Below are 21,518 nucleotides of genomic sequence, written 5' to 3' on the forward strand. Positions count from 1 at the left end.
ACGTCATTTCGCCACGATAGGTTTTGTCCATGGCCGGAAATTATTATTTCAAGGACCGCACGGGCGCGCAAAACGGCCCGGTTTCGTTCGAGGAATTGCTGGCGGTGGCCCGGTCGGGGCGCATCGCGCCCGATTGCCTGGTCTGGCCCGAAGGCGGCGATCCCGTGGCGGCGCGCGACATTCCCGAACTGGCCGCCGCGGCCAACGCGCCGTTTGGCGCGCTGGCTGCTGGCGCCGCGGCGCCCAACGCCGCCGCCTCGGCGCTGCAAGCCGATTTCCCGCCGCTCGGCCTGTTCTGGCGCAGCCTCGTCGCCGGTCTTGGCCTGATGTTCGTCATTCCCGCGCCCTGGCTCGCCACGTGGTTCTACACTTGGACGACGGAGCGGGTGCGGTTGCCGAACGGCGCGCGGCTGACGCTCGATCCCCCGGCGCTCGGCGTTTCGCTGCTGTTTGTCGGTTTCGCCCTGTCGATCATCGCGCCCGCGCTCTATGCCGGCATCGCCGCCGCCGACGATCCCGGCGCGGCGGACCGCGCCGATGTCGCGACATTGCGCATGATCGGCTCGGCGGCGGAAATGGTCTGTTCCTACCTCATCCTGCGCTGGTTCGTCGGCGCGGTGCGCAGCGCCGACGGCGCGCTGGCGATCAGCTTCGACGGCGGCTTCTGGGCGTTTCTGGGCTGGAATCTGCTGCTCGGCCTGTCGGTTTTGACGCTGATCGGCTGGGCCTGGGTCGCCCGTTTCATGGCGCGCTGGATTTGCCGTAACATTTCGGGCAGCCACGCCTTCGATTTTATTGGCGCGGGCATCGAAATCCTGTGGCGCACGCTGCTGGTGGCGTTCGGCTGTCTCCTCATCCTGCCGGCGCCCTGGTTGATCGCCTGGTACTACAACTGGATGGTCTCGCAAATCGTGGCGACGCCGCGAAAAGCTTGACGCGGCGGCCCGGCCGGCGCAAGGAAAAGCCTCCCCTTTCCGAACCGTCCCATGCCGCTGACCTTCGCTTATGGCTCGAATCTCTGCGTCGCCTCGATGGCGGCGCGCTGTCCGCGCGCGAAAAGGCTCGGGCTGGCGCGGCTGCCCAAATTCCGCTTCGCTTTGCTGCCCAACGGCTTCGCCACGCTGGTCCGCGATCCCGCCGCGATGACGCCCGGCGTGTTGTGGGAGGTGAGCTTCGGCGACCTCGCCGCGCTCGACCGCTATGAGGGCGTTGCGGAAGGCGGCTATGAGAAGCTCGTCCTGCCGGTGATCCGCGACAAGGGCGGGGCCGTCCGCGTGCTGGTCTATCTGGGCCGCCCCAATGGCAGCCGCGAGCGCGCGCCGCCCGGTTATATGGAGAGCATCGTCGCCGCCGCCGCCGAACAGGGCCTGCCGCGCGACCACGTTGAATTTCTGCGCGCCTGCGGCGGCCTCGTGCCCGAAACGCCCCCGCCTAAATTCCGCGCCATCAAGAACGAGAAGATAATATGACCCAGATTTTCCGCACCGTCGCCGAACTGCGCGCCAATGGCGCGCGCTGGCGCGGGCAGGGCGAGCGCATCGCCCTGGTTCCCACCATGGGGGCGCTGCACGCCGGACATCTCTCGCTGGTGCAAGCCGCGCGCGAACAGCGCTGCGCCCGCGTGGTCGTCAGCATTTTCGTCAACCCCACCCAATTCGCCGCCAATGAGGATTTCGGCGCCTATCCCCGCACCTTTGACGCGGATTTGGAGAAGCTCGCCAGCGTCGGCGTCGACGCCTGTTTCGCGCCCACGCCGGACGAGATGTACCCGTCGGGCTTCTGCACGAAAATCATTCCCGGCGGCCCGGCGCTGGCGGGGCTGGAGGACCGGTTCCGGCCCGAGCATTTCGCCGGCGTCGCGCAAGTGGTGACCAAGCTGCTCAACGCCGCCCAGGCCGATTGCGCCTGTTTTGGCGAGAAGGACTACCAGCAGCTCGCGGTCATCCGCCAGATGGCCGGGGATCTCGATATTCCCACCGAGATTCATGGCGTACCCATCCTGCGCGAAGCCGACGGCCTCGCCCTGTCGTCGCGCAACGTCTATCTGAGCGCGGACGAGCGCAAGCGCGCGGCGCTGCTGTCGCAAGTGCTGCGCGACACGGCGGAACGGCTGCGGGCGGGCGGCGAGGTTGCGGCCGTTTGCGCCGAAGCGTCGCGCCGGATCGCAGAGGGCGGCTTCGCGGTCGATTATTTCGAGGCGCGCCACGCCGCCACGCTTGCGCCGCTTGCAACCCTGGCCGAGGGGCCGGCGCGTTTGCTGGTCGCCGCCCGGTTGGGCAAGACCCGGCTGATCGACAATTGCGCGATCTGAACGCAAACTTTACCACGCGCGCCAATAAAAACGGCGAACTGACGCAACGTCATTGTTGTTAACCCGAAGCTCACGCCCGCCCCGCAGGCTTGTGCGCAAGTGCTCAGGCCCGGGCCGCTGGTCCGGGCGCGTCGCCGGGAGTTGCGTCATGAATCTTTCCGTGCCGGAGTTACTGTTCGCCTTCAAGGGCCGCATCGGGCGTGGCTCGTTTGCTGTCGTTTTCGTCGGTCAACTCATTTTCAATCTTGTCTATTCTGCGCTGTTCATGCCCAAGCTCACGGCGCTTGGCCTCGCCGCGCCGACGGGCGCGCCGCCCAGCCTGGACGCGCTGCGGACGTCCCTCTCCGCCAGTCTGCTGATGATGGCGATCGGCGTCGTCTCGCTGTGGATCAGCCTGGCGATCCAGGCCAAGCGGCTGCATGATTTCGGTTGGAGCGGCTGGTGGCAGGGCGCGCCGGCGGCTGTTGGCCTTGGCTGCGGCGTCGCCTGCGGACTGCTGACCGTCGCCGGCTTCAAGGCGGCGGGCGTCCTGTTGGCGCTGCTGGGCGTGGCGGCGGCTGGCCTGGGCGGTCTCGGCCTGCTCGGCATAATGCTGTTCCGCAAGGGCGATCCGGGCGAAAACGCGTTTGACGGCGAGGAACCGGACGAGCGCCCGCGTCCGCAGGAGGCCGCCGCCTCAGTCCGCGTCGAAGCGCGCGAAACCGCCGCGCCGGCCGCGCAAGCCGTCGCGCGCGCTGCCGCGCCGAAGCGCGTCGGCGTCGCCGACGAAATCCTGCTGATGACGTACCGGCCGCCGCAGGATCGGCGTGCGACGTTCGGCCGCCGCACGGCGGCCTGAAGGCGCCGCTTTTTCCAGTGGGCTAGCGGCGCCTCTTTTTGTAGCGGGCTGGCGGCGCCGCCTTTTCCAATGGGCTGGCGGCGCCCCTTGCCGGCCGCGCCGCGCCGCCGCATCCTGTCGACCGGATTCGTTTGAGCAAGGCTGGCGCGATGCGCGTTCTCATCGTCGACGATCATCCTGTGGTGGTGTCCGGCTGCAAGGCTCTGCTGGCGGCGGAGCCGGGCGCGGAGATTTTCGCCGCGGGGGACGCCGAAACCGGCTTCGCGGCGTTTTGCGCGCATCAGCCCGATGTCTGCGTGCTCGACATCAACCTGCCGGGCCTGTCGGGCTTCGATCTGGCGCAACGCATTCTCAAACACGACCCCGAAGCCAAGCTGGTCGTGTTCAGCATGAACGACGACCCCGCCTTCGCCGCCCGCGCCATTCAGGCTGGCGCGCGCGGCTATATCGCCAAGAACGACGATCCCTTGCTGTTCCTGCCGGCGTTGAAGCGGGTCTGCGCCGGCGAAACCTGGCTGCCGGCCGAGCTGGCGCGGAAAATGGCCTTTGCCCGCGCGCAATCGCCGCTGTCCGGCCTTTCCGCGCGAGAGGTTGAGATCCTTCGTCTCCTGGCGGCGGGCGACGACATTGGCGGGATCGCCGACAAGCTCGGCGTGTCCGCGAAAACCATCGCCAACAATTGCACGGCGCTCAAGGCCAAACTCGGCGCGCGCAGCTCCATGGACCTGATGCGCGCCGCCATCGAGGCGCTGCGCAGCCCACATTGATGTTGCGGCGCGCTCGGCCTAGATTGAGGCGTATTGGGTGGAGGAACTGATGAAAATTCGCAGCTTTGTTTTCGCGGCGACCGTCGCGCTCGCCATGCCCGCCTACGCCGCCAAGATTCCGGCGGCGCTCGATCCTGACAAGGACGGAACCGTCGATCTCGCCGAGGCCAAGGCCGCCGCCGGCGCCCTGTTCGACAAGCTCGACAAGGATCACGAGGGCACGCTCGACATCAAGGAATTGCAGGGCCGCCTCAGCCGCGCCGATTTCGCCGGCGCCGACCCGGACAAGGACAAAACCCTGACCAAGGACGAGTTTCTCGCGGTGGTCGAGCAGCGTTTCAACGCCGCCAATCCCGACGCCGACGGCACGCTCGACGCCAAGGAGCTGAACGGCCCCGAGGGCAAGGCGCTCAAGAAGCTGTTGAAGTAAATAGGATTTCCAAAAGAACAGCGATCTTTTGGCCCATGATCCGAAAGATCGCCGGCTTGCGGAGGCCCGAAGCGAAAGGAAACGGCGGGCGCCAGACCTTGGGAGGTCGGCTTTACAAAACGCGGCGCCCGCCGCACTCCCATAGCTAGCATGAGGGCGGGCGCGGCGACATTGGAATGAATCCCGAAAGCGCGGGAAAAGCTCCCGCTTCGCCGACGAAGCTGCGGTCGGCCCGCGCAAAACCGATAAAACTCGCCTTCTCCAAGCCGCCGTGCTAATCGCGGAGTCCGCAAAAACGGGGAAGGGGCGATGGCCGATATTTTCCGCGAAGTCGATGAAGACGTTCGCAGCGACAAACTGTCCAGGACCTGGGCGCGATATTCCATCTTCGTTTATGGCGCGGCGGCCGCGATTGTGATCGGCACGGCGGCGTTCGCCTATTTGCGTCATGAGCGGACCGTCGCCGCCGAAGCCGCGGGCGCCCGCTACGCCGCCGCGCAGGAATTAGCCGCCGCCGGCAAGTCCGCCGAGGCCGCCGCCGCCTTCGCCGCCCTGGCCAAGGACGCGCCCGAGGGCGTGCGCGCGCTCGGCCAGTTGCGCGCCGCCGAGGAGCAGGGGCTCGTCGACCGCGACGGCGCGGTGAAGGCGTTTGACGCGCTGGCCGCCGATTCCGCCGTTCCCGGCCTGTTGCAGGAGGTGGCGCGGCTGCGCGCCGGGCTGCTGCGCGCCGACGTGGCCGACAAGGCCGAACTCGAATCCCGATTCGGCCCGTTGCTCAATGGCGCCTTCCGGTCTTCGGCGCGCGAAATCCTGGCGCTGGCGGCGCTCAGGCGCGGCGATTTCGAAGACGCCGGACGGCTGCTCGACCAGCTCATCGTCGATCCCAACACGCCCGCCTCGCTGCGGCAGCGCGCCGACGCCCTGGCTTCGCTGGCGCGCGGCGGCGGCAAGTTTACGCCGCCGGCCGCAAACCGGGACAGCGGCAAGTTTACGCCGCCGTCCGCAAACGGAGACAGCGGCAAGTTTACGCCGCCGGCCGCAACGCCCGCGCCCCAAAACGAAAAGAAGTAACCGTTCCGGATGAGTTTCACAGTCGCCATCATCGGCCGCCCCAATGTCGGCAAGTCCACTCTGTTCAACCGGCTGGTCGGGAAAAAGCTCGCGCTGGTCGATGACCAGCCCGGCGTGACCCGCGACCGCCGCGCCGGAGAGGCCAGGCTCGGCGACCTGAATTTCACCGTGATCGACACGGCCGGGTTGGAGGAGGGCGATTCCGCCTCGCTGACGGGCCGTATGCGCGCCCAGACCGAGGCCGCCATCGAGGAGGCCGACGCCATCTTCTTCGTGATGGACGCCCGCGCCGGCGCGACCCCGGAGGACCGCCATTTCGCCTCATTGGTGCGCCGCGCCGGCAAGCCGGTGATCCTGCTCGCCAACAAGGCGGAAGGGCGCGTGGGCGAAGCCGGCGCCTATGAAGGCTTCGATCTCGGCCTCGGCGACCCCGTCGCGCTCTCCGCCGAGCACGGCGACGGTTTTGCGGAGCTGTTCTCCTGCCTGCTCACCGCCTTGCCGGAAGCGACGCAACTCGCCGACGACGATGACGAGCGCCGCGAAAGGCTGGTGCTGGCCGACGACGAGGAGGGCAGCGAACTCGACCCCACCAAACCGCTGCGCATCGCCGTGGTGGGGCGCCCCAACGCCGGCAAGTCCACCCTGATCAACCGCCTGCTCGGCGAGGATCGGCTGCTGACCGGCCCGGAGGCCGGCATCACCCGCGATTCCATCAGCGTCGATTATCTCTGGCGCGGCAGGGACGCCGAGCGGCGCTTGAAGATTTTCGACACCGCCGGCCTGCGCAAGCGCGCCAAGGTCGAGGAAAAGCTCGAAAAGCTCGCCGCCGCCGACACTTTGCGCGCCATTCGTTTCGCCGAAGTGGTGGTGGTGCTGCTCGACGCCACAATTCCCTTTGAAAAGCAGGATCTCACCATCGTCGATCTGGTGGCGCGCGAAGGGCGCGCCCTTGTGATCGGCCTTAACAAATGGGACCTGATCGAGGACAAGGCGCACATCGTCGCCCTGCGCGAGGAGGCGGCGCGACTGCTGCCGCAGGTGCGCGGCGCGCTGGTGATGCCGGTGTCAGGCGTGCATGGCGCCGGTCTCGACGCGCTGATGGGCGCGGTGATTTCGGCGCATGAGGTCTGGAACAAGCGTCTCTCCACCTCGCGCCTCAACCGCTGGCTGGAAGGGGTGATCGACCAGAATCCGCCCCCGGCGGTCGCGGGACGTCGCATCAAGATTCGCTACATCACCCAGCCCAAGGCCCGGCCGCCGCATTTCGTCATTTTCGGCAACCAGCTCGACGAATTGCCGGACTCCTATCGCCGCTTCCTGACCAACGGCCTGCGCCAGACCTTCGCCCTGCCGGGAACGCCGATTCGCATGACGCTGAAACAGGGCGATAATCCCTACGCCAAGAAAAAGCGGCGGTAACGGCGCAGCCCATGGAGCTGGAGCTTTTCGTCGACGCCGACGCCTGTCCGGTCAAGGACGAGTGTTACAAGGTCGCGGCGCGGCACGGCCTCAAAGTGTTCCTGGTCGCCAACCGCCTGTTTCAGGCGCCTCGCCACCCGATGATCGAGCGCGTGCTGGTTCCACAAGGGCCGGACGTCGCCGACGACTGGATCGCCGAGCGCGCCGACGCGCGCAAAATCGTCGTCACCGCCGACATTCCGCTGGCCGCCCGCTGCGTCAAGGCCGGCGCCTTCGTGCTGGCGCCGAACGGCAAGATTTTCGACGATTCGTCGATCGGCATGGCGCTGGCGATGCGCAATCTGATGGACGACTTGCGGTCCAGCGGCGAGGTTACGGGCGGCCCCAAGGGCTTTTCGCCGCGCGACCGCTCGGCCTTTCTGTCGGCGCTGGAGCGTTGCGTGCAGCAGGCGCGCAAGCGGATGGCGCCGGGCTGAACAGCGACCCGGTTGCGGCGTCAGCGCGGATTGAACACCGCCAGCGTCACCTTGCCAAAAGTTTTCAGCGCCATGATGCGCGCCAGCCGCCCCGCCGCCGGTACGTTGTAGCGCAGGAACGGCGCGTTCGGGTTTTCGTTGGCGGCGTAGCGCTGTGCGCTTTCGCCCAGGCAGGAGTCCAACGTCGCCTTGATGTCGGCGAGATCCAGCTTTTCCGCCTGACAGGCGTAGGACACTTCGGCGATCTTCTTCTTGTCGAGAATTTCGCAGCTTCCAAACAGCGGCGCCGGCACGGCGTAAGCCGTGAGCGCGTCCTCCTCGCGCGCGACGCCGCCGCGCAATGCGGCGAATCCGTCAGGGGCTGCGGCGATCACCGCCTTGAAGGCCGGGCAATCGAACGCGCGGTCGTCCACTTCGGCGGCGGGTGCGCGGCGGTCGAGCGCGCCGCTTTCCTCAATCGACTGCCCCTGGGCGAGAACGGGACCGCCCCCGGCCTGAAACAGGACGAGGGCGGCGAGAGCGGCGGCGCGGGTCTTCATCCGCGCGAAGAGATCTTCACGTATTGGCGGCACGGTTCGCCGGTATAGAGCTGGCGCGGACGGCCGATCTTCTGGTGCGGATCCTCGATCATTTCCTTCCACTGCGCGATCCAGCCGACGGTGCGGGCCAGCGCGAACAGCACGGTGAACATCGAGACCGGGAAGCCCATCGCCTTGAGCGTGATGCCCGAGTAGAAGTCGATATTCGGATAGAGCTTCTTCTCGATGAAATAGTCGTCGTGAAGCGCGATGCGCTCCAATTCCACGGCGACGTCGAGCAGGGGATCGTCCTTGATGCCGAGCTCGCCCAGAACCTCATGGCAAGTCTTGGCCATCAGTTTCGCGCGGGGATCGTAGTTCTTGTAAACGCGGTGGCCGAAACCCATCAGGCGGAACGGATCGTTCTTGTCCTTGGCCTTGGCGATGAACTTGGGAATATTGTCGACGTGGCCGATCTCGGTCAGCATCTTCAGCGCGGCTTCATTGGCGCCGCCATGGGCGGGACCCCACAGGCAGGCGATGCCGGCGGCGATGCAGGCGAAGGGATTCGCGCCCGAGGAGCCGGCCAGACGGACCGTGGAGGTCGAGGCGTTCTGCTCGTGATCGGCGTGCAGGATGAAGATGCGGTCGAGCGCGCGCGAGAGCACCGGATTGACCTTGTATTCCTCGCACGGCACGCCGAAGCACATGCGCAGGAAGTTCGACGTATAGTCGAGGTCGTTCTTCGGGAACATGAAGGGCTGGCCGATATTGTACTTGTAGGCCATGGCCGCGATGGTCGGGATCTTCGCGATGATGCGGACGGTCGCGACCTGACGCTGCACCGGATCGGTGATGTCGATCGAGTCGTGATAGAAGGCCGAAAGCGCGCCGATGCAGGCCACCATGACCGCCATCGGATGGGCGTCGCGGCGGAAGCCCTGGTAGAACCGGGCCATCTGCTCATGCACCATGGTGTGGCGCGAGATGCGGTAATCGAATTCCGCCTTCTGCGCCGGAGTCGGCAGTTCGCCGTTCAGCAGCAGGTAGCAGGTCTCCATGAAATCGCCGCCTTCGGCGAGCTGTTCGATCGGATAGCCGCGATAGAGCAGCACGCCTTCGTCGCCGTCGATATAGGTGATCTTCGATTCGCAAGAGGCGGTCGAGGTGAAGCCCGGATCGTAAGTAAACATTCCGGTCTGCGCATAGAGCTTGCCGATATCGGCAACGGCCGGACCAACCGATCCGTGCTTGATCGGCATGTCGACGACCTTACCGTCGACCGAGAATTGTGCTGTATCGCCCATGACATCGCCCCTTTGCAAGTTCCACGTCCGCGTCTGCCGTTCGGGGAGCGCCCCGGGCGAGCCTTATTCCCATTCGCGTTCGTCGGGAGGGCTTGGACGGTAGAGCCGCGTCATTCTGTGCGCTGCTCTGGTTAGCCCAGTTGCGCGCTTGGGGCAAGATGACGCACCCTAGACCAATGGGGCGCCGCAACGCGCGGCGCCGCCAGGTCATCCGCCCCGGCCAAAAGCTCAGGCGGCCGCGTCGCGGATCCGCCCCAGCGCCTCGTCGCGCCCAAGCGTCTCCAAAACGTCGAAAATACCTGGTGAAGTGCCCCGCCCGGTCAGCGCCGCGCGCAGCGGCTGGGCGATCTGGCCGAGCTTGGCGCCGGTCTCCGCGACATAGGCGCGCACCACCTCCTCGGCGGCGTGCGCGGTCCAGTCCGGCAGCGCCTCGAGCTTCGGCGCCAGCGCGGCGAGATGCGCCTTGGCTTCGGGCTTGAGGATTTCGCTCGCCTTGGCGTCATAGGCGAGCGGACGTTGCGCGAACAGGAAGCTGGCGCCATCCGCCAGTTCGATCAGGGTCTTGGCGCGCTCCTTGAGACCGGCCATGGCGCGCAGCAACTGCGCCTTCTTGGCGTCGTCGATCCGCGCGGCCATCGCTTCGCCATTCGGCAGATAGGGCAGGGTGTCGAGGAAAACGGCCAGCAATTTGTCGTCGGGAGTCCCGCGCATATATTGGCCGTTCATGTTTTCGAGCTTGGCGTAGTCGAATCGCGCCGGCGAGCGATGCACCTGGTCGAGCGAAAAGGCTTCGATCAGTTCCTGCGTGGAGAAGAATTCGCGGTCGCCCTGGCTCCAGCCGAGCCGCGCCAGATAATTGCGCAGCGCCTCCGGCAGATAGCCCATGGCGCGGTAGGCGTCGACGCCGAGCGCGCCATGGCGCTTGGACAATTTGGCGCCGTCCGCCCCGTGAATCAGCGGAATATGGGCGAATGCCGGCACATCCCAGCCCATGGCCTGATAAATGTGGGTCTGGCGCGCGGCGTTGGTGAGATGGTCGTCGCCGCGAATGATCTGCGTGACGCCCATGTCGTGATCGTCGACCACAACCGCCAGCATATAGGTCGGCGTGCCGTCGGAGCGCAGAAGGATGAGATCGTCCAAATCCTTGTTGGGGAAGCGAACTTCGCCCTGCACCTTGTCCTGAATCACGGTCTCGCCCTCGCGGGGCGCCTTCAGCCGCACCACGGGTTTGCGCCCTTCGGCCAGCGCGTCGGCTTCGGCCTGCGTGCCGCCCAGGTCGCGCCAGCGCCCGTCATAGCGCGGCGGCCGGCCTTCCTTGCGGGCGAGTTCGCGCATCGCCTCCAGTTCCTGCTGCGAGGCGTAGCATTTGTAGGCGGCGCCCTTGGCGAGCATCTCCTCCGCAACCGCCCGGTGGCGGTCGGCGCGGGCGAACTGATAGATCGTCTCGCCGTCCCAATCGAGGCCGAGCCATTTCATGCCGTCGAGTATCGCGGCGATGGCGGGTTCGGTCGATCGTTCGCGGTCGGTGTCCTCAATGCGCAGCAGCATTTTTCCGCCGTTCTGGCGCGCCAGCAGCCAGTTGAACAAAGCGGTGCGCGCGCCGCCGATGTGCAGGTAGCCGGTGGGCGAGGGGGCGAAGCGCGTGATCATCTCGGACATGAAAAAACCTTCAATTTCGCGCGCCCGGTTGGTGTCGCGGCGCGCTTGTCCCTCCTAGCATGAGGCAAATGCGCAAAAAAAGGGGCCAAGTACGGTTGAAGCGGGAGAATTGACGGTCGCCGCCCCCGCCGCCGGGGCGTCGCGTTCGCCGTCGCGATTTGCGGCGCGCGGCCTCTGGCGCGCGGCCCGCGCGCGAATCGCCGACGCCTTCGAGCAGGAGTGGAGCGAACGGCGCCTGTTTCTCTGGCTGCCGGTCTGCGCCGGCGCGGGCGTGATCGTCAACCTGCTCGCAGCGACCGACCCCGCCGTCTGGATCGTCGCCCCGCTGGCGGCTCTGTTCGGCCTCGCCGCCTTTTTGGTGCGCGACCGGCGCGCGTTGATGGCGGCTCTGGTCGCGCTCTCAGCCTTTTTCGCCGGGGAAATCCTGGCGAGCTGGCGCATCGCCCATGTGGACGCGCCGGTGTTGCCGCGCCTGTTCATCGGCATGGTCACCGGCTTCGTCGAGGAGGTGGATTACCGCCAGACCGGGGCGCGCTTCGTGCTGCGCGTGTCGGAAATGGAGAAGCTGGGCGCGCCGCCGTTTCGCCTGCGCCTCACGACGCGCGGCCCGCCGCCCTTCGCCGCCGGGGATTTCATCGCCGCCAAGGCGCGCGCGCTGCCGCCCGCCCGCGCCGCCTTGCCGGGCGGCTACGATTTCGCGCGCGACGCCTATTTCGCCCGCATCGGCGGCGTCGGCGGCGTTCTCGGCGCTGCGGAGAAAATCGACCCGCCCCAGCCGGCCTCCCTCAGCCTGCGGCTTTTCGCGGCCATCGACCGGGCCCGCAACACGCTGGCGCTGCGCGTCAACCGGGCGATCGGCGGCGACAATGGCGCGATCGCCGCGGCCATGGTGACGGGCAAACGCGATTTTCTCTCCGACGAGGCGCGGGAGGTCATTCGCCGCGCCGGGATTTTTCATATCATCACCATATCCGGCGTGCAGATGACCCTGGTCGCCGGCATTTTCTTCGTCGGCTTTCGCGCGGCGCTGGCGCTCGTTCCCGCGCTGGCGCTGAACTATCCGATCAAGAAATGGGCGGCGGCGCTGGCCATGGCCGGCGCCTGCGGCTACGCCCTGTTCACGGGCTCGCGCGTCGGCTCGGAACGCGCGCTTTACATGACGCTGATTCTGCTTGGCGCCGTGCTGGCCGACCGTCCGGCCCTGACTATGCGCAATCTCGCCTTGGCCGCGCTGGCGGTGATCGTCACCGAACCCGAAGCCTTGCTTGGCGCCAGTTTCCAACTGTCTTTCGCGGCGGTGGCGGCGCTGGTGGCGGTTTACGAAGGGCGGATGCGCGCGCGGATTGCGTCTGCGGCGGAAGCGGGCGCGCGCCGGGGCGGGCGCGGGCGGGCCGGCTCTGGCGCTGGTCAGACAGGCTTTGTTCATTCCGGGATTGGCGGCGCCCTGTTCGCCACCTTCTGCGCCACCTCCGCCACGGCCTCGTTCATGGCCTATGATTTCCACGAACTCAGCCCCTACGTGCTGATCGGCAATCCATTGACGCTGGCGCTGATCGAGTTTTTCGCCGTGCCGGCGGCGCTGCTCGGAGCCGCGCTTTCGGCCATCGGCCTCGACGGGCCGGTCTGGGCCTGGCTCGGCCTGGGCATCGAGACGATCATGCGGCTGGCGCGCTGGATCGGCTCGGCGCCGGCGGCCAATGTCGCGCTGCCCGCCTTCGCGCCCTGGGCCATCGTCTTTCTCACGCTGGCGGTGCTGTCGGCGCTGCTTTGGCGCAGCCTGAGTCTGCGGCTCATGGCGATCCCGCTGCTGGCGCTGGGGCTGGCCGGCGCGGCAAGCGGCGAGCGGTTCGACCTCGTCGTGGGGCCCGGCGGCGACAGCGCCGCCCTGCGCGACGCATCCGGCGCGTTGGCCGTTCTGGGGCGCCACAGGAACGCTTTCGCCGCCGAGCAATGGCTGCGCGCGGACGCCGACAACCGCGACAAGCCGGAGGCGGCCGGCCGCTGCGACGCGCTCGGCTGCACGGCCGTCGCGCAGACCGGCGCGCCGGTGGCGCTTGTGCTGGAGGCGGAGGCGTTTCACGAAGATTGCGCGCGCGCGAAAATCGTCATTTCGCCGCTGCATGCGCCGGGATGGTGCGCCGCCCCGCTGGTGATCGACCGGGGCAAGCTCGCGGAAACCGGCGCGGTGGCGCTGCGCTTTGACGGCGAAAGCGTGACATGGCGGACGGCGCGCGCGCCGGGCGAGGATCGTCCCTGGTCGCGCGCGCCGGCGCCGCGCCGGGTCGCCGTCAGCAAGCCCAAGGCCGAGGACGACGACGTGTCCGGCGACTGAGGCGCGGCTCAGGCCTTCCGGGAGGCGCTCCATCGGCCGGAACAGGCGCGGTTGGGCCATGTCCAGGCCCCGCCGCCGGAAGCGCCGCGCAGCGCGCCGGTCGCCGACACCCGGTCGGCGCCGCTGAGAACCTGGAGACGCACCCGTCCGCGCGAATCGACCTGACCGGCGGCTTGGCCGAACAGGCCGTTTTCGGCGATGCGGCCCGACGCGACAGCGACATCCCAGGACAGGGACCGGTCGCAGTCGCCCTTCACCGTAACGAGTTGGACCGACCATTGGCCGTCATAGGCGTCGCTCGCCCACGCGGAGGAATAAGCGGAGGAACAGGCGAACAGCAGCAAAGCGGCGGGCAGGACAGACTTCGACTTCATGCGCGAAAGGCCTCGTGCAAGCGTGAGGAGTGAGACTGGCGATGTATGGGAAGTGCGGCGCGTCCCTAGACCCCGATTGTGATGAAAAGAAGTCGCCGCCGAGCATGGACCATTGGTCAACTTGCCGCGCCGGGCGCATTTCTGTAAGGCCACGGCCAAGATTATTTAGAGGGCGAAAATGCCGGGCCGAAGCGTAATCGTTTATCTCGCCGATTATATTCTTGACGATTTGCGGATGATCCCGCGCGCCTGCGACCTGCTCGACCGGATCAGCGCGAACGCCGACGCTTATTTCCAGGCGCGAAAAAACCTGCCGCCGGCGCTCGCCGGGGCCTGGGAGCCGTTGGTTCGCGCCGCCGTCGAATTCTGCGAGCGGCTGGCCGCCCGCTACAATGGCGTCGTGATCGAGCAGGATTTCGTCGGTCTCGACCTGCGCGACGTGATCTTCGACGAAGAGGAGATCGCAACGCTCAAAATGTTCGCGCGCGATCCCGCTTGCGCCGCCGTCGCGCCCGAGGCGCTCGACATCGTGCGGCAGTGTCGGCACATCCAGGTCCTGCTGCACGCCGAAGACAGCCGGGCCGCCGCCTGAACCACTAGAACGACCGCTGTCCCCGCGCGTTGGTCACGGACGTTCGCATCCGAGTTCCATGCGTAAAAGTCGGGTAGGCGAAAAGGATTGACGGCGCGATCCCGCCGTGGCCTCATCTCACCTGCGGAGGCCTAGCTATGAGACGTGAACAACAATTGCGGGAGCGCTTGCGCAAGGTTGACGCGCTGCGACGCGGCGCCGTCACCAACGGAGAGCGCGAAGCCGCCGAAGCGGCGCTGGCGCGCCTGAACGTCAAACTCCGCGAAACCGGCCGCGCCGAGGGCGCGGACGCCTTCCGGTTCGGATTTCCCGGCGGTCTGCCCTTCAGCGTTCCCGGCGCTTGGCCGTTTCAGCTGTTCATGTCTCTATGCGTCGTCGCCATGGCCTCGGGCCTCGCGGTCCTGCACGCCAGCGCGACGCGGCGGCCCTGAGGCGAAACGCCGTTTCGCCGTTTGTTCACCCGAAGGGCGGGCGCAGTTCCGACGAAAGTCGTCGGGCTTCGCTCATCGTTCGGGCATCCCGGCGATGTTCTGGAGACTTTTGGCGCCCATGAGCGCCCCTTTGAGACAACCAGTCGCCGCATGAGCGCCGCAGCTTACCTCGCCCCCTCGGACGCGCTCAATATTTCCGCACCAGACTGACCAACCGGCCCTGGATGGCCACCCGGTCAGGCCCGAAGATGCGCGTCTCGTAAGCGGGATTGGCGGCTTCCAGCGCAATGGAGGCGCCGCGCTTGCGCAGGCGTTTCAACGTGGCCTCCTCCTCGTCGATCAGCGCCACCACGATGTCGCCGGATTCGGCGGTGTCCTGCTTCTTGATGACGACTGTGTCGCCGTCGAGAATGCCGGCCTCGATCATCGAATCGCCGCGCACCTCCAAGGCGTAATGTTCGCCATTGCCGAGCAGGTCGGGCGGCAGCGAAATCGAATGGGAACGGGTCTGCAACGCGGAAATCGGCGTGCCCGCGGCGATGCGGCCCATCACGGGAATGGCGACATTGCTCCGCTCGGCCTCCTCGCCTGCCTGAAGGGGGCGGACCTTGCCGAGATTGCCGGGAATGACGCTCGGCTCGAATTTCGCGCGCGGCGTCGAAGGCGTCGAGGATTCCGGCAGGCGCAACACTTCCAGCGCGCGGGCGCGGTTGGGCAGGCGGCGGATGAAGCCGCGTTCCTCCAGCGCCATGATCAATCGGTGAATGCCGGACTTGGAGCGCAGATCAAGCGCGTCCTTCATCTCGTCGAAGGACGGTGGCACCCCGCTCTCCTTGAGCCGCTGGTTGATGAAGCGCAACAACTCGCTTTGCTTTTTGGTGAGCATGAACACCCTCGAAAACGGTCGAACCGATCGCCTCCCGCAGGCGCTTCTATCTGTGCGCCCGACGAGAATCGCTTAAACAAATCATGAACGAACGATATCTGTTCTCTCTTGGTTCCGCAAGAAAAATGTTGAAAAGCGGTAAAGACGCGCGCCCCGCGTAACTGAAACGTAACCCTAATGACCCAACTGTATCAATCCAACGGTTGTATTGACTCTTTCGCCGTTGAGTCTTGCGATGCGCAAGGTGAGGACATCATGCGCAGATTGGGCGAAAAGCCGTTGAGCGGCGCGGAAAAACAGAGACGCCATCGCGAGCGGGTCAAGGCGCGTCTCGCCGAGGCGGTCGCGTTGAAGACGCGCCTGGAAGCCGGGCCGGGCGAGATACTCGGCCTGAAGACTGTTTACGAAAGTCTGCTGCGCGAGTTGGGCGCGAGCGCCGAAGAGGCCCGGCACTTGTCAGAGTCCGCCGCCGGCGTGCAAGACGATGTTCTCGCGGCGTTGCGTCAACGCGGCCAAGCGGCGTTGCAGACCTTGCGCCGCGAGCGGGCGCGCAACGGCTCCAGCCTGCTGGCGCGACTCGCCGCGATGCAGCAGCAGACGTGATCAGCCCAGCGTCTTGCCGAGCCGACCAGCCAGGTCCTGAATATACTGATAGGCGGCGCGGCCGGAGCGCGACCCGCGCGTGATCGCCCATTCGAGCGCCTCGGCGCGCACCTGTTCGGCCGGGGCTTCGAGGCCGAATCGCGCGACATAGCCGAGCACCATGTCGAGATAATCGTCCTGATTGCACTTGTGGAACCCGAGCCACAGCCCGAAGCGGTCGGACAGCGAGACCTTTTCTTCCGTGGCCTCGCCGGGGTTGATCGCGGTGGCGCGCTCGTTATCCATCATCTCGCGCGGCAGCAGATGGCGACGGTTGGAGGTGGCGTAGAACAGCACATTGTCCGGCCGCCCCTCGACGCCGCCCTCGAGCGCCGCCTTCAGCGATTTATACGAGGCGTCGCCGCTGTCGAACGACAGGTCGTCGCAGAACACGATGAAGCGATGCGCATCCCCCCGCAGCAAGGCCATCAGGCCGGGCAGCGTTTCAATGTCCTCGCGGTGGATCTCGATCAGCTTCAGTCCGGGAGCGCCGGCCGCGCCGGCGAGCCGGGCGTCAACCTCGGCGTGCGCCGCCTTGACCAGCGACGACTTGCCCATGCCGCGCGCGCCCCACAGCAGCACATTATTGGCCGGAAGCCCGCGCGCGAAACGCTCGGTGTTGCCCAGCAGCTGGTCGCGGGCCTGATCGACGCCGCGCAGCAGCGCCAGCTCGACCCGGCTCACCTTCTTGATCGGCGACAGGCTTTGCGTCTCCGCGCGCCAGACGAACGCCTGGGCGGAGTCGAAATCGGGTTTTTGCGGCGGCGGCGGCGACAGCCGTTCGAGCGCTTCGGCGATGCGCAGAAGCAGGGCGGGGGTGGGATCGGTCATATCCGGTCTATGCCCCCTTTGCGGCGCAATCTCAACTTTTTCCCGATTCTGGGCTATTATACGACGATGGCCGCTCACTCCCCCTGGCTCGACCGCCGCCGCCTGCTGCTCGGCGTCGCCGGCTTCGCTGCGCCCGCCGCGGCGCAAACGCCGCGTCAGACCGCCGACATCACCTTCGAGATCGACGAGAATCGTCTGCGCGCCCTGTTCGGCCGGCGCCTCGGCGACAACCTGCGCCGGCTGTTCCCCGATTCGCTGGTCGGCGACGTCGCCGCCGATGCGGCGGGGGTGACCGCCAAATTGCGCCGCGCCGAACAATCCTCGGCGGTCGCCGCCGCCCTGCCGCGACTCGATCCGTCGCCGGCCCCGGCGCGCGCGCCGGGGGAGGGACTCACGCTCGTGTCCTCGATCGGCCCGACTCGGCCCGACCCGACCCGGCTGCGCCTTGAATGGAGCGCCGCAAGTCTCGACGCGCAGGCGGCGCTGTGGCGCGACCGCGCCAAGGCCCTGCTGGCGAAGGCGCTGGCCCCGCGCAATCCCGTCCTGACCGACAAGGACGCGCGCCAATTCGTTCTCGCCGTGGCGGGCATGAGCCGGCCGCAATGGCTGGCCTGGCTCGGCGGGCGCATCGACCTGTTCTTCCCGGCGGTTTTCACGTTGGCGCCGGTCGCGGCGGCCGCAGGCCCGTCGACATTTTCGCCGCGGCCTTCCCCGTTCGCGCGCGGCGGTCTCGTCGCTGCCGTGGCGGTTGAGGGCGAAAGGCTGCTCGGCAACGAAGATGATTTGTTTTCGGCGGGCGTCGACGGGCAGGGGGCTGACCAGCGGTTGATCCTCGATCTCGCCCGCTCCGGCGCCGACCTTTTCGCCGCCAAGGGGCTGCCATTGAGCGATCGGGCCGCCTATGCGCTGATGTTCGACAAGGCGCTGGCCGCGCTCGCGGTTCTCGATGGACCGGCGAAGGACGGGCGGCTGCGGCTGAGAATCGACAAGGGCCTCGGCGCGGCGGAATTGGCCGAGGGCGTGCGGGTCGGCGGCTCCGCCCCCATCGTCAAGCAAGTGGCGGTGCGGTTCGGTTGAATCCCGCCGGTTTTGGCGCGGCGGGCGGCGTGCGCGACGTTCCGCCGCCGCCGTATCTGCATCCAGAGCCCCGGCTCTCCTTGCTTTCGTTCTGCCGCGCGTTATAGTCCGCGCCAAAACGCAAGCCGAAGAGGTTCAAATGTTTTTGGTCACCCCCGCCTATGCTCAGGCCGCCGGCGGCGCCGCCGCGAGCGGGTCCGATATCCTGATTCAGATGGCTCCCTTCGGCATCATTCTGCTCATCATGTATTTTCTCATCCTGCGGCCGCAGCAGCAGCGCGCCAAGCAGCACGAGAAAATGGTCAGCAATATCCGCCGCGGCGACACGGTCATCACCAATGGCGGCCTGATCGGCCGGGTCAGCAAGGCCACCGACGACGCGGAGATCGAAATCGAAATCGCGCCGAATGTGCGCATCCGCCAGTTGCGCGGCGGCATCGCGGAAGTGCGCGCCAAGGGCGAACCGGTCAAGGATGAGCCGGCCAACAAGAACAAGAAGGACGCCCGCAAGGATTCGGTCAAGGCCGAGCCGGCCAAGATCGAGCCGGCCAAGCCCGAGCCGACCCAGGACGCTCCGGCCGCGAACGAGCCGCCCAAGGACAAAGCCTGAAAGTTCTGACCGATCATGCTGCGGTTCCCCCTCTGGAAAACCATCCTCACCCTCTCTGCGACGCTGATCGCCATGCTGATCTGCGCGCCAAGCATGATCGGACCGGCCAACCGGGCTAAACTCGCCGAGGTCATGCCGTCCTGGATGCCGCCGAACGCCATCGTTCTCGGCCTCGACCTGCAGGGCGGCGCCCATCTGCTTTACGAAGTGGATCGCGCCGACGTCGTCAAGACGATGGTGCAGAACCTGCGCGACGACCTGCGGCGCACGCTGCGCGAGGAAAAAGTCGGAGTGTCCGGCGGCATCGGCATGAATGCGCGCGGCGTGCAGGCGCGCCTCGCCGACCCCAATGATGTCGAGAAAATCCGGGTCAAGCTGGCGCATCTCGTGCCGATCAGCGCCACCGCGCCCGGCTCCGGGCTGGATATTTCCAACGAGGACGGCCTGCTGCGCCTTAACATCACCGACGTCGCCATCGACAACAAGGTGAAGCGCGCGGTGGAGCAGACCATCGAAGTGCTCAACCGCCGCGTCAACGGTCTCGGCACCACCGAGCCGAACATCCAGCGCCAGGGCGACGACCGCGTGCTGGTGGAAGTGCCTGGCTTGCAGGACACCAATCGCCTCAAGGAGATCGTCGGCACCACGGCGAAGCTGGAATTCCGCCTTGTGGCGGACGCCGGCTATAATCCGGCCGACGTGGACCAGCTCGACCAGACCGAACAGCTCGGCAAATTGCCGGTCGAAAAGCAGGTGATGGTGGTCGGCGAGGATCTCACCGACGCCCAGCCCGGCTTCGACCAGCGCACCGGCGAGCCTGTCGTCAATTTCCGCTTCAACATTCGCGGCGGACAGCGGTTCGGCGAGGTCACCTCGGCCAATGTCGGACGGCCCTTCGCCATCGTGCTCGACAACAAGGTGATTTCCGCGCCGCGCATTCTCGGCCCGATCACCGGCGGCTCCGGCCAGATTTCCGGCCGTTTCAGCGTCGAGCAGGCCAACAATCTCGCCATTCTGCTGCGCGCCGGCGCGCTGCCGGCCAAGCTCTCCATCGTCGAGGAGCGCACGGTGGGGCCGGGCCTCGGCCAGGATTCGATCGACGCCGGCAAGCGCGCCGCCTATTGGGCCGCCGGTCTGGTCGTGTTCTATATGTTGATCACCTATGGCACGTTCGGCGTCTTCGCCAATCTCGCCTTGCTGATCCACATTTCGATGATTTTCGCGGCGCTGGTGCTGCTGCGCGCCACCCTCACCCTGCCGGGCATCGCGGGCATCGTGCTCACCATCGGTATGGCGGTGGACTCGAACGTGCTGATCTACGAGCGCATCCGCGAGGAGGCGCATGCGGGCCGGTCGATCATTTCGGCGCTCGACGCCGGCTTCAACCGCGCCTTCGCCACTATCGTCGATTCCAACGTCACCATGTTCGTGGTGGCGGCGATCCTCTACTTCCTCGGCTCCGGTCCGGTGCGCGGCTTCGCCGTTTCGCTGGCGCTCGGCATCCTGACCACCATCATCACCGCGGTCACCATGACCCGCATGATGATTGCGCTGTGGTACAAGTATCGCCGTCCGACCAAGCTGCCGATTTAACGGATTCTCAAGATGAAGCTCCTGCGGCTTGCGCCCGAAAACACCAAATTCCCGTTCATGCGCTTTCGGCGCGTGTCCTACCCGTTCTCGGCCGTGCTCTCGATCATTTCGGTGCTGCTGTTCCTGTTCGTGGGCATGAATTTCGGCATCGACTTTTCCGGCGGCACGCTGCTGGAGGTGCAGGCCAAGTCGGGAACCGCCGATCTCTCCTACATTCGCGATCTGTCCGAGCATCTCAATCTCGGCGATCTCGAAGTGCAGGGATTCGGCACGCCCGCCGACGCCTCGATTCGCTTCGGCATGCAGCCCGGCGGCGATGCGGCGCAACAGGCGGCGGTCGAGAAGGTCAAGCAGGCGCTGGGCGACAGCTACGAATTCCGCCGCATCGAAGTGGTGGGGCCGCGCGTCTCCGGCGAGTTGGTGCAGCAGGGCACGCTCGGCGTGGTGCTGTCGATCTTCGCCGTTCTCAGCTATTTGTGGTTCCGCTTCGAATGGCAATTCGCCATCGGCGCGATCATCGCCACCATGCACGATTTGTTGCTGACGGTGGGCTTCTTCTCGATCACCCAGCTCGAATTCAACACCACCTCCATCGCGGCGATTCTGACCATTGTCGGCTATTCGCTCAACGAAACCGTGGTGGTGCTGGACCGCATCCGCGAAATGATGCGCAAATACAAGAAAATGCCCACGGACCAGCTGATCGACATGTCGGTCAACGCCGTGTTGCCGCGCACCTTGATGACGGCGACCACGGTGTTCCTGGCGCTGGCGTCGCTGGTGATCTTCGGCGGCCAGGTGATCCGGTCGTTCTCGCTGGCGATGATGTGGGGCATTTTCGTCGCCACCTATTCGTCGATCTTCATCTGCTCGCCGACGCTGATCTATCTCGGCCTGCGCAACGAGCACGCCGGCCGCGCCGAAACGGCGACGAGCGGCCGGCCTTGATGCAAGGCGGCAAATACGACGGCTTTCTTCCCGGCGCGCATCGGATCGAGGCGATCGGGCAGGGGGCCTTCGCGTTTGGCGGCATGTCGCATGTCGGCTCGCTGCTGGTCCTGCCCGATGGCGTCCGCGCCATAAAGGCCACCCGGTTTTCCGAGGTGGACGAGGCGACGCTGGCGCCCGTGTTCGCGCTGCCGCCGGGCGAGGTGGACTTGCTGTTGTTCGGATGCGGGCCGTCGCTGCATCCGGTTCCCGCGGTTTTGCGTCAGAAATTGCTTGAGCGCGGCGTGCGCTGCGACCCGATGAGCACCGGCAACGCCGCGCAGACCTACAATATTTTGCTTGGCGAAAAGCGCCGCGTTGGGGCGTTGTTGATCGCGGTGGCGTGACGAGCGGCGCCCGCGCC

Annotated in this window: 24 protein-coding genes; 18 read left to right on the forward strand and 6 right to left on the reverse strand. The window is 66.7% G+C overall.

Features of this window, described 5'->3' with window-relative positions:
- The first annotated feature begins 29 nt into the window (after nucleotides 1-29).
- The 9 genes from CFB24_RS09765 to CFB24_RS09805 all read left to right on the forward strand — a co-directional run bounded on the left by CFB24_RS09765 (nucleotide 30) and on the right by CFB24_RS09805 (nucleotide 7,312).
- Nucleotides 30-935 (forward strand): DUF4339 domain-containing protein, encoded by a 906-nt coding sequence (locus CFB24_RS09765; RefSeq protein WP_088520409.1) that lies wholly within the window; start codon nucleotides 30-32, stop codon nucleotides 933-935.
- A 51-nt stretch (nucleotides 936-986) separates the two neighbouring features.
- On the forward strand, nucleotides 987-1,469 hold the full coding sequence (locus tag CFB24_RS09770; protein WP_088520410.1) for a gamma-glutamylcyclotransferase family protein: 483 nt from the start codon (nucleotides 987-989) through the stop codon (nucleotides 1,467-1,469).
- Entirely contained in the window at nucleotides 1,466-2,311 is an 846-nt protein-coding gene (gene panC, locus CFB24_RS09775; protein ID WP_088520411.1) for a pantoate--beta-alanine ligase, read from the forward strand. The genes CFB24_RS09770 and panC overlap by 4 nt, the downstream gene beginning before the upstream one ends.
- A 148-nt stretch (nucleotides 2,312-2,459) precedes the next feature.
- Complete coding sequence (locus CFB24_RS09780) at nucleotides 2,460-3,149, forward strand: DUF805 domain-containing protein (protein WP_088520412.1); 690 nt, start codon at nucleotides 2,460-2,462, stop codon at nucleotides 3,147-3,149.
- A 149-nt stretch (nucleotides 3,150-3,298) separates the two neighbouring features.
- Nucleotides 3,299-3,916 (forward strand): response regulator, encoded by a 618-nt coding sequence (locus tag CFB24_RS09785; RefSeq protein ID WP_088520413.1) that lies wholly within the window; start codon nucleotides 3,299-3,301, stop codon nucleotides 3,914-3,916.
- 49 nt (nucleotides 3,917-3,965) lie between these two features.
- Entirely contained in the window at nucleotides 3,966-4,346 is a 381-nt protein-coding gene (lanM, locus tag CFB24_RS09790; RefSeq protein WP_088520414.1) for a lanmodulin LanM, read from the forward strand.
- A 309-nt stretch (nucleotides 4,347-4,655) separates the two neighbouring features.
- On the forward strand, nucleotides 4,656-5,417 hold the full coding sequence (locus CFB24_RS09795; RefSeq protein WP_176440426.1) for a hypothetical protein: 762 nt from the start codon (nucleotides 4,656-4,658) through the stop codon (nucleotides 5,415-5,417).
- A gap of 9 nt (nucleotides 5,418-5,426) precedes the next feature.
- Nucleotides 5,427-6,836, forward strand: coding sequence for a ribosome biogenesis GTPase Der (gene der / locus CFB24_RS09800; protein ID WP_088520415.1), 1,410 nt, complete (start codon nucleotides 5,427-5,429; stop codon nucleotides 6,834-6,836).
- Nucleotides 6,837-6,847: 11 nt separating this feature from the next.
- On the forward strand, nucleotides 6,848-7,312 hold the full coding sequence (locus CFB24_RS09805; RefSeq protein ID WP_088520416.1) for a YaiI/YqxD family protein: 465 nt from the start codon (nucleotides 6,848-6,850) through the stop codon (nucleotides 7,310-7,312).
- A 20-nt stretch (nucleotides 7,313-7,332) separates the two neighbouring features.
- Here CFB24_RS09805 and CFB24_RS09810 read toward each other — a convergent pair whose 3' ends face one another.
- The 3 genes from CFB24_RS09810 to gltX form a co-directional block, all read right to left on the reverse strand.
- The gene (locus tag CFB24_RS09810) at nucleotides 7,333-7,851 is read right to left on the reverse strand and encodes a hypothetical protein (protein WP_088520417.1); all 519 of its coding nucleotides are present in this window, start codon (nucleotides 7,849-7,851) and stop codon (nucleotides 7,333-7,335) included.
- Nucleotides 7,848-9,137 carry a citrate synthase gene (gltA, locus tag CFB24_RS09815; RefSeq protein ID WP_088520418.1) on the reverse strand — a complete coding sequence of 430 codons (1,290 nt, stop codon included), beginning with the start codon at nucleotides 9,135-9,137 and terminating at the stop codon, nucleotides 7,848-7,850. Before gltA ends, CFB24_RS09810 begins: the two co-directional genes overlap by 4 nt.
- Before the next feature lie 228 nt (nucleotides 9,138-9,365).
- Nucleotides 9,366-10,799 (reverse strand): glutamate--tRNA ligase, encoded by a 1,434-nt coding sequence (gltX, locus tag CFB24_RS09820; protein ID WP_088520419.1) that lies wholly within the window; start codon nucleotides 10,797-10,799, stop codon nucleotides 9,366-9,368.
- A gap of 109 nt (nucleotides 10,800-10,908) precedes the next feature.
- Between gltX and CFB24_RS09825 the strand changes: the two genes are divergently transcribed.
- Entirely contained in the window at nucleotides 10,909-13,131 is a 2,223-nt protein-coding gene (locus CFB24_RS09825) for a ComEC/Rec2 family competence protein (protein WP_088520420.1), read from the forward strand.
- 8 nt (nucleotides 13,132-13,139) lie between these two features.
- Here the strand turns inward: CFB24_RS09825 and CFB24_RS09830 are convergent, their stop codons facing one another.
- The gene (locus CFB24_RS09830; protein ID WP_088520421.1) at nucleotides 13,140-13,505 is read right to left on the reverse strand and encodes a hypothetical protein; all 366 of its coding nucleotides are present in this window, start codon (nucleotides 13,503-13,505) and stop codon (nucleotides 13,140-13,142) included.
- Between the two features lie 178 nt (nucleotides 13,506-13,683).
- Between CFB24_RS09830 and CFB24_RS09835 the strand changes: the two genes are divergently transcribed.
- On the forward strand, nucleotides 13,684-14,097 hold the full coding sequence (locus CFB24_RS09835; RefSeq protein WP_088520422.1) for a hypothetical protein: 414 nt from the start codon (nucleotides 13,684-13,686) through the stop codon (nucleotides 14,095-14,097).
- A 137-nt stretch (nucleotides 14,098-14,234) separates the two neighbouring features.
- Nucleotides 14,235-14,528 carry a hypothetical protein gene (locus CFB24_RS09840; protein WP_141098411.1) on the forward strand — a complete coding sequence of 98 codons (294 nt, stop codon included), beginning with the start codon at nucleotides 14,235-14,237 and terminating at the stop codon, nucleotides 14,526-14,528.
- A gap of 187 nt (nucleotides 14,529-14,715) precedes the next feature.
- Here the strand turns inward: CFB24_RS09840 and lexA are convergent, their stop codons facing one another.
- The gene (gene lexA / locus CFB24_RS09845; RefSeq protein WP_088520424.1) at nucleotides 14,716-15,414 is read right to left on the reverse strand and encodes a transcriptional repressor LexA; all 699 of its coding nucleotides are present in this window, start codon (nucleotides 15,412-15,414) and stop codon (nucleotides 14,716-14,718) included.
- 255 nt (nucleotides 15,415-15,669) lie between these two features.
- Between lexA and CFB24_RS09850 the strand changes: the two genes are divergently transcribed.
- Nucleotides 15,670-16,017, forward strand: coding sequence for a hypothetical protein (locus tag CFB24_RS09850; protein WP_141098412.1), 348 nt, complete (start codon nucleotides 15,670-15,672; stop codon nucleotides 16,015-16,017).
- Here the strand turns inward: CFB24_RS09850 and CFB24_RS09855 are convergent, their stop codons facing one another.
- A complete protein-coding gene (locus CFB24_RS09855; RefSeq protein WP_088520426.1) occupies nucleotides 16,018-16,887 on the reverse strand; it encodes an ATP-binding protein in 870 nt (289 codons plus the stop codon).
- Nucleotides 16,888-16,953: 66 nt separating this feature from the next.
- Between CFB24_RS09855 and CFB24_RS09860 the strand changes: the two genes are divergently transcribed.
- The 5 genes from CFB24_RS09860 to CFB24_RS09880 all read left to right on the forward strand — a co-directional run bounded on the left by CFB24_RS09860 (nucleotide 16,954) and on the right by CFB24_RS09880 (nucleotide 21,501).
- Complete coding sequence (locus tag CFB24_RS09860; protein WP_141098413.1) at nucleotides 16,954-17,964, forward strand: hypothetical protein; 1,011 nt, start codon at nucleotides 16,954-16,956, stop codon at nucleotides 17,962-17,964.
- Between the two features lie 139 nt (nucleotides 17,965-18,103).
- Entirely contained in the window at nucleotides 18,104-18,574 is a 471-nt protein-coding gene (yajC, locus tag CFB24_RS09865; protein ID WP_176440427.1) for a preprotein translocase subunit YajC, read from the forward strand.
- Nucleotides 18,575-18,589: 15 nt separating this feature from the next.
- Nucleotides 18,590-20,167 carry a protein translocase subunit SecD gene (gene secD / locus CFB24_RS09870; protein ID WP_088520428.1) on the forward strand — a complete coding sequence of 526 codons (1,578 nt, stop codon included), beginning with the start codon at nucleotides 18,590-18,592 and terminating at the stop codon, nucleotides 20,165-20,167.
- Between the two features lie 12 nt (nucleotides 20,168-20,179).
- Complete coding sequence (gene secF, locus CFB24_RS09875; RefSeq protein ID WP_088520429.1) at nucleotides 20,180-21,115, forward strand: protein translocase subunit SecF; 936 nt, start codon at nucleotides 20,180-20,182, stop codon at nucleotides 21,113-21,115.
- A complete protein-coding gene (locus CFB24_RS09880; protein WP_088520430.1) occupies nucleotides 21,115-21,501 on the forward strand; it encodes an Mth938-like domain-containing protein in 387 nt (128 codons plus the stop codon). The genes secF and CFB24_RS09880 overlap by 1 nt, the downstream gene beginning before the upstream one ends.
- Nucleotides 21,502-21,518 lie beyond the last annotated feature (17 nt).

The sequence above is a fragment of the Rhodoblastus acidophilus genome (assembly GCF_900187365.1).
In the GTDB taxonomy this organism is placed as follows: domain Bacteria; phylum Pseudomonadota; class Alphaproteobacteria; order Rhizobiales; family Beijerinckiaceae; genus Rhodoblastus; species Rhodoblastus acidophilus.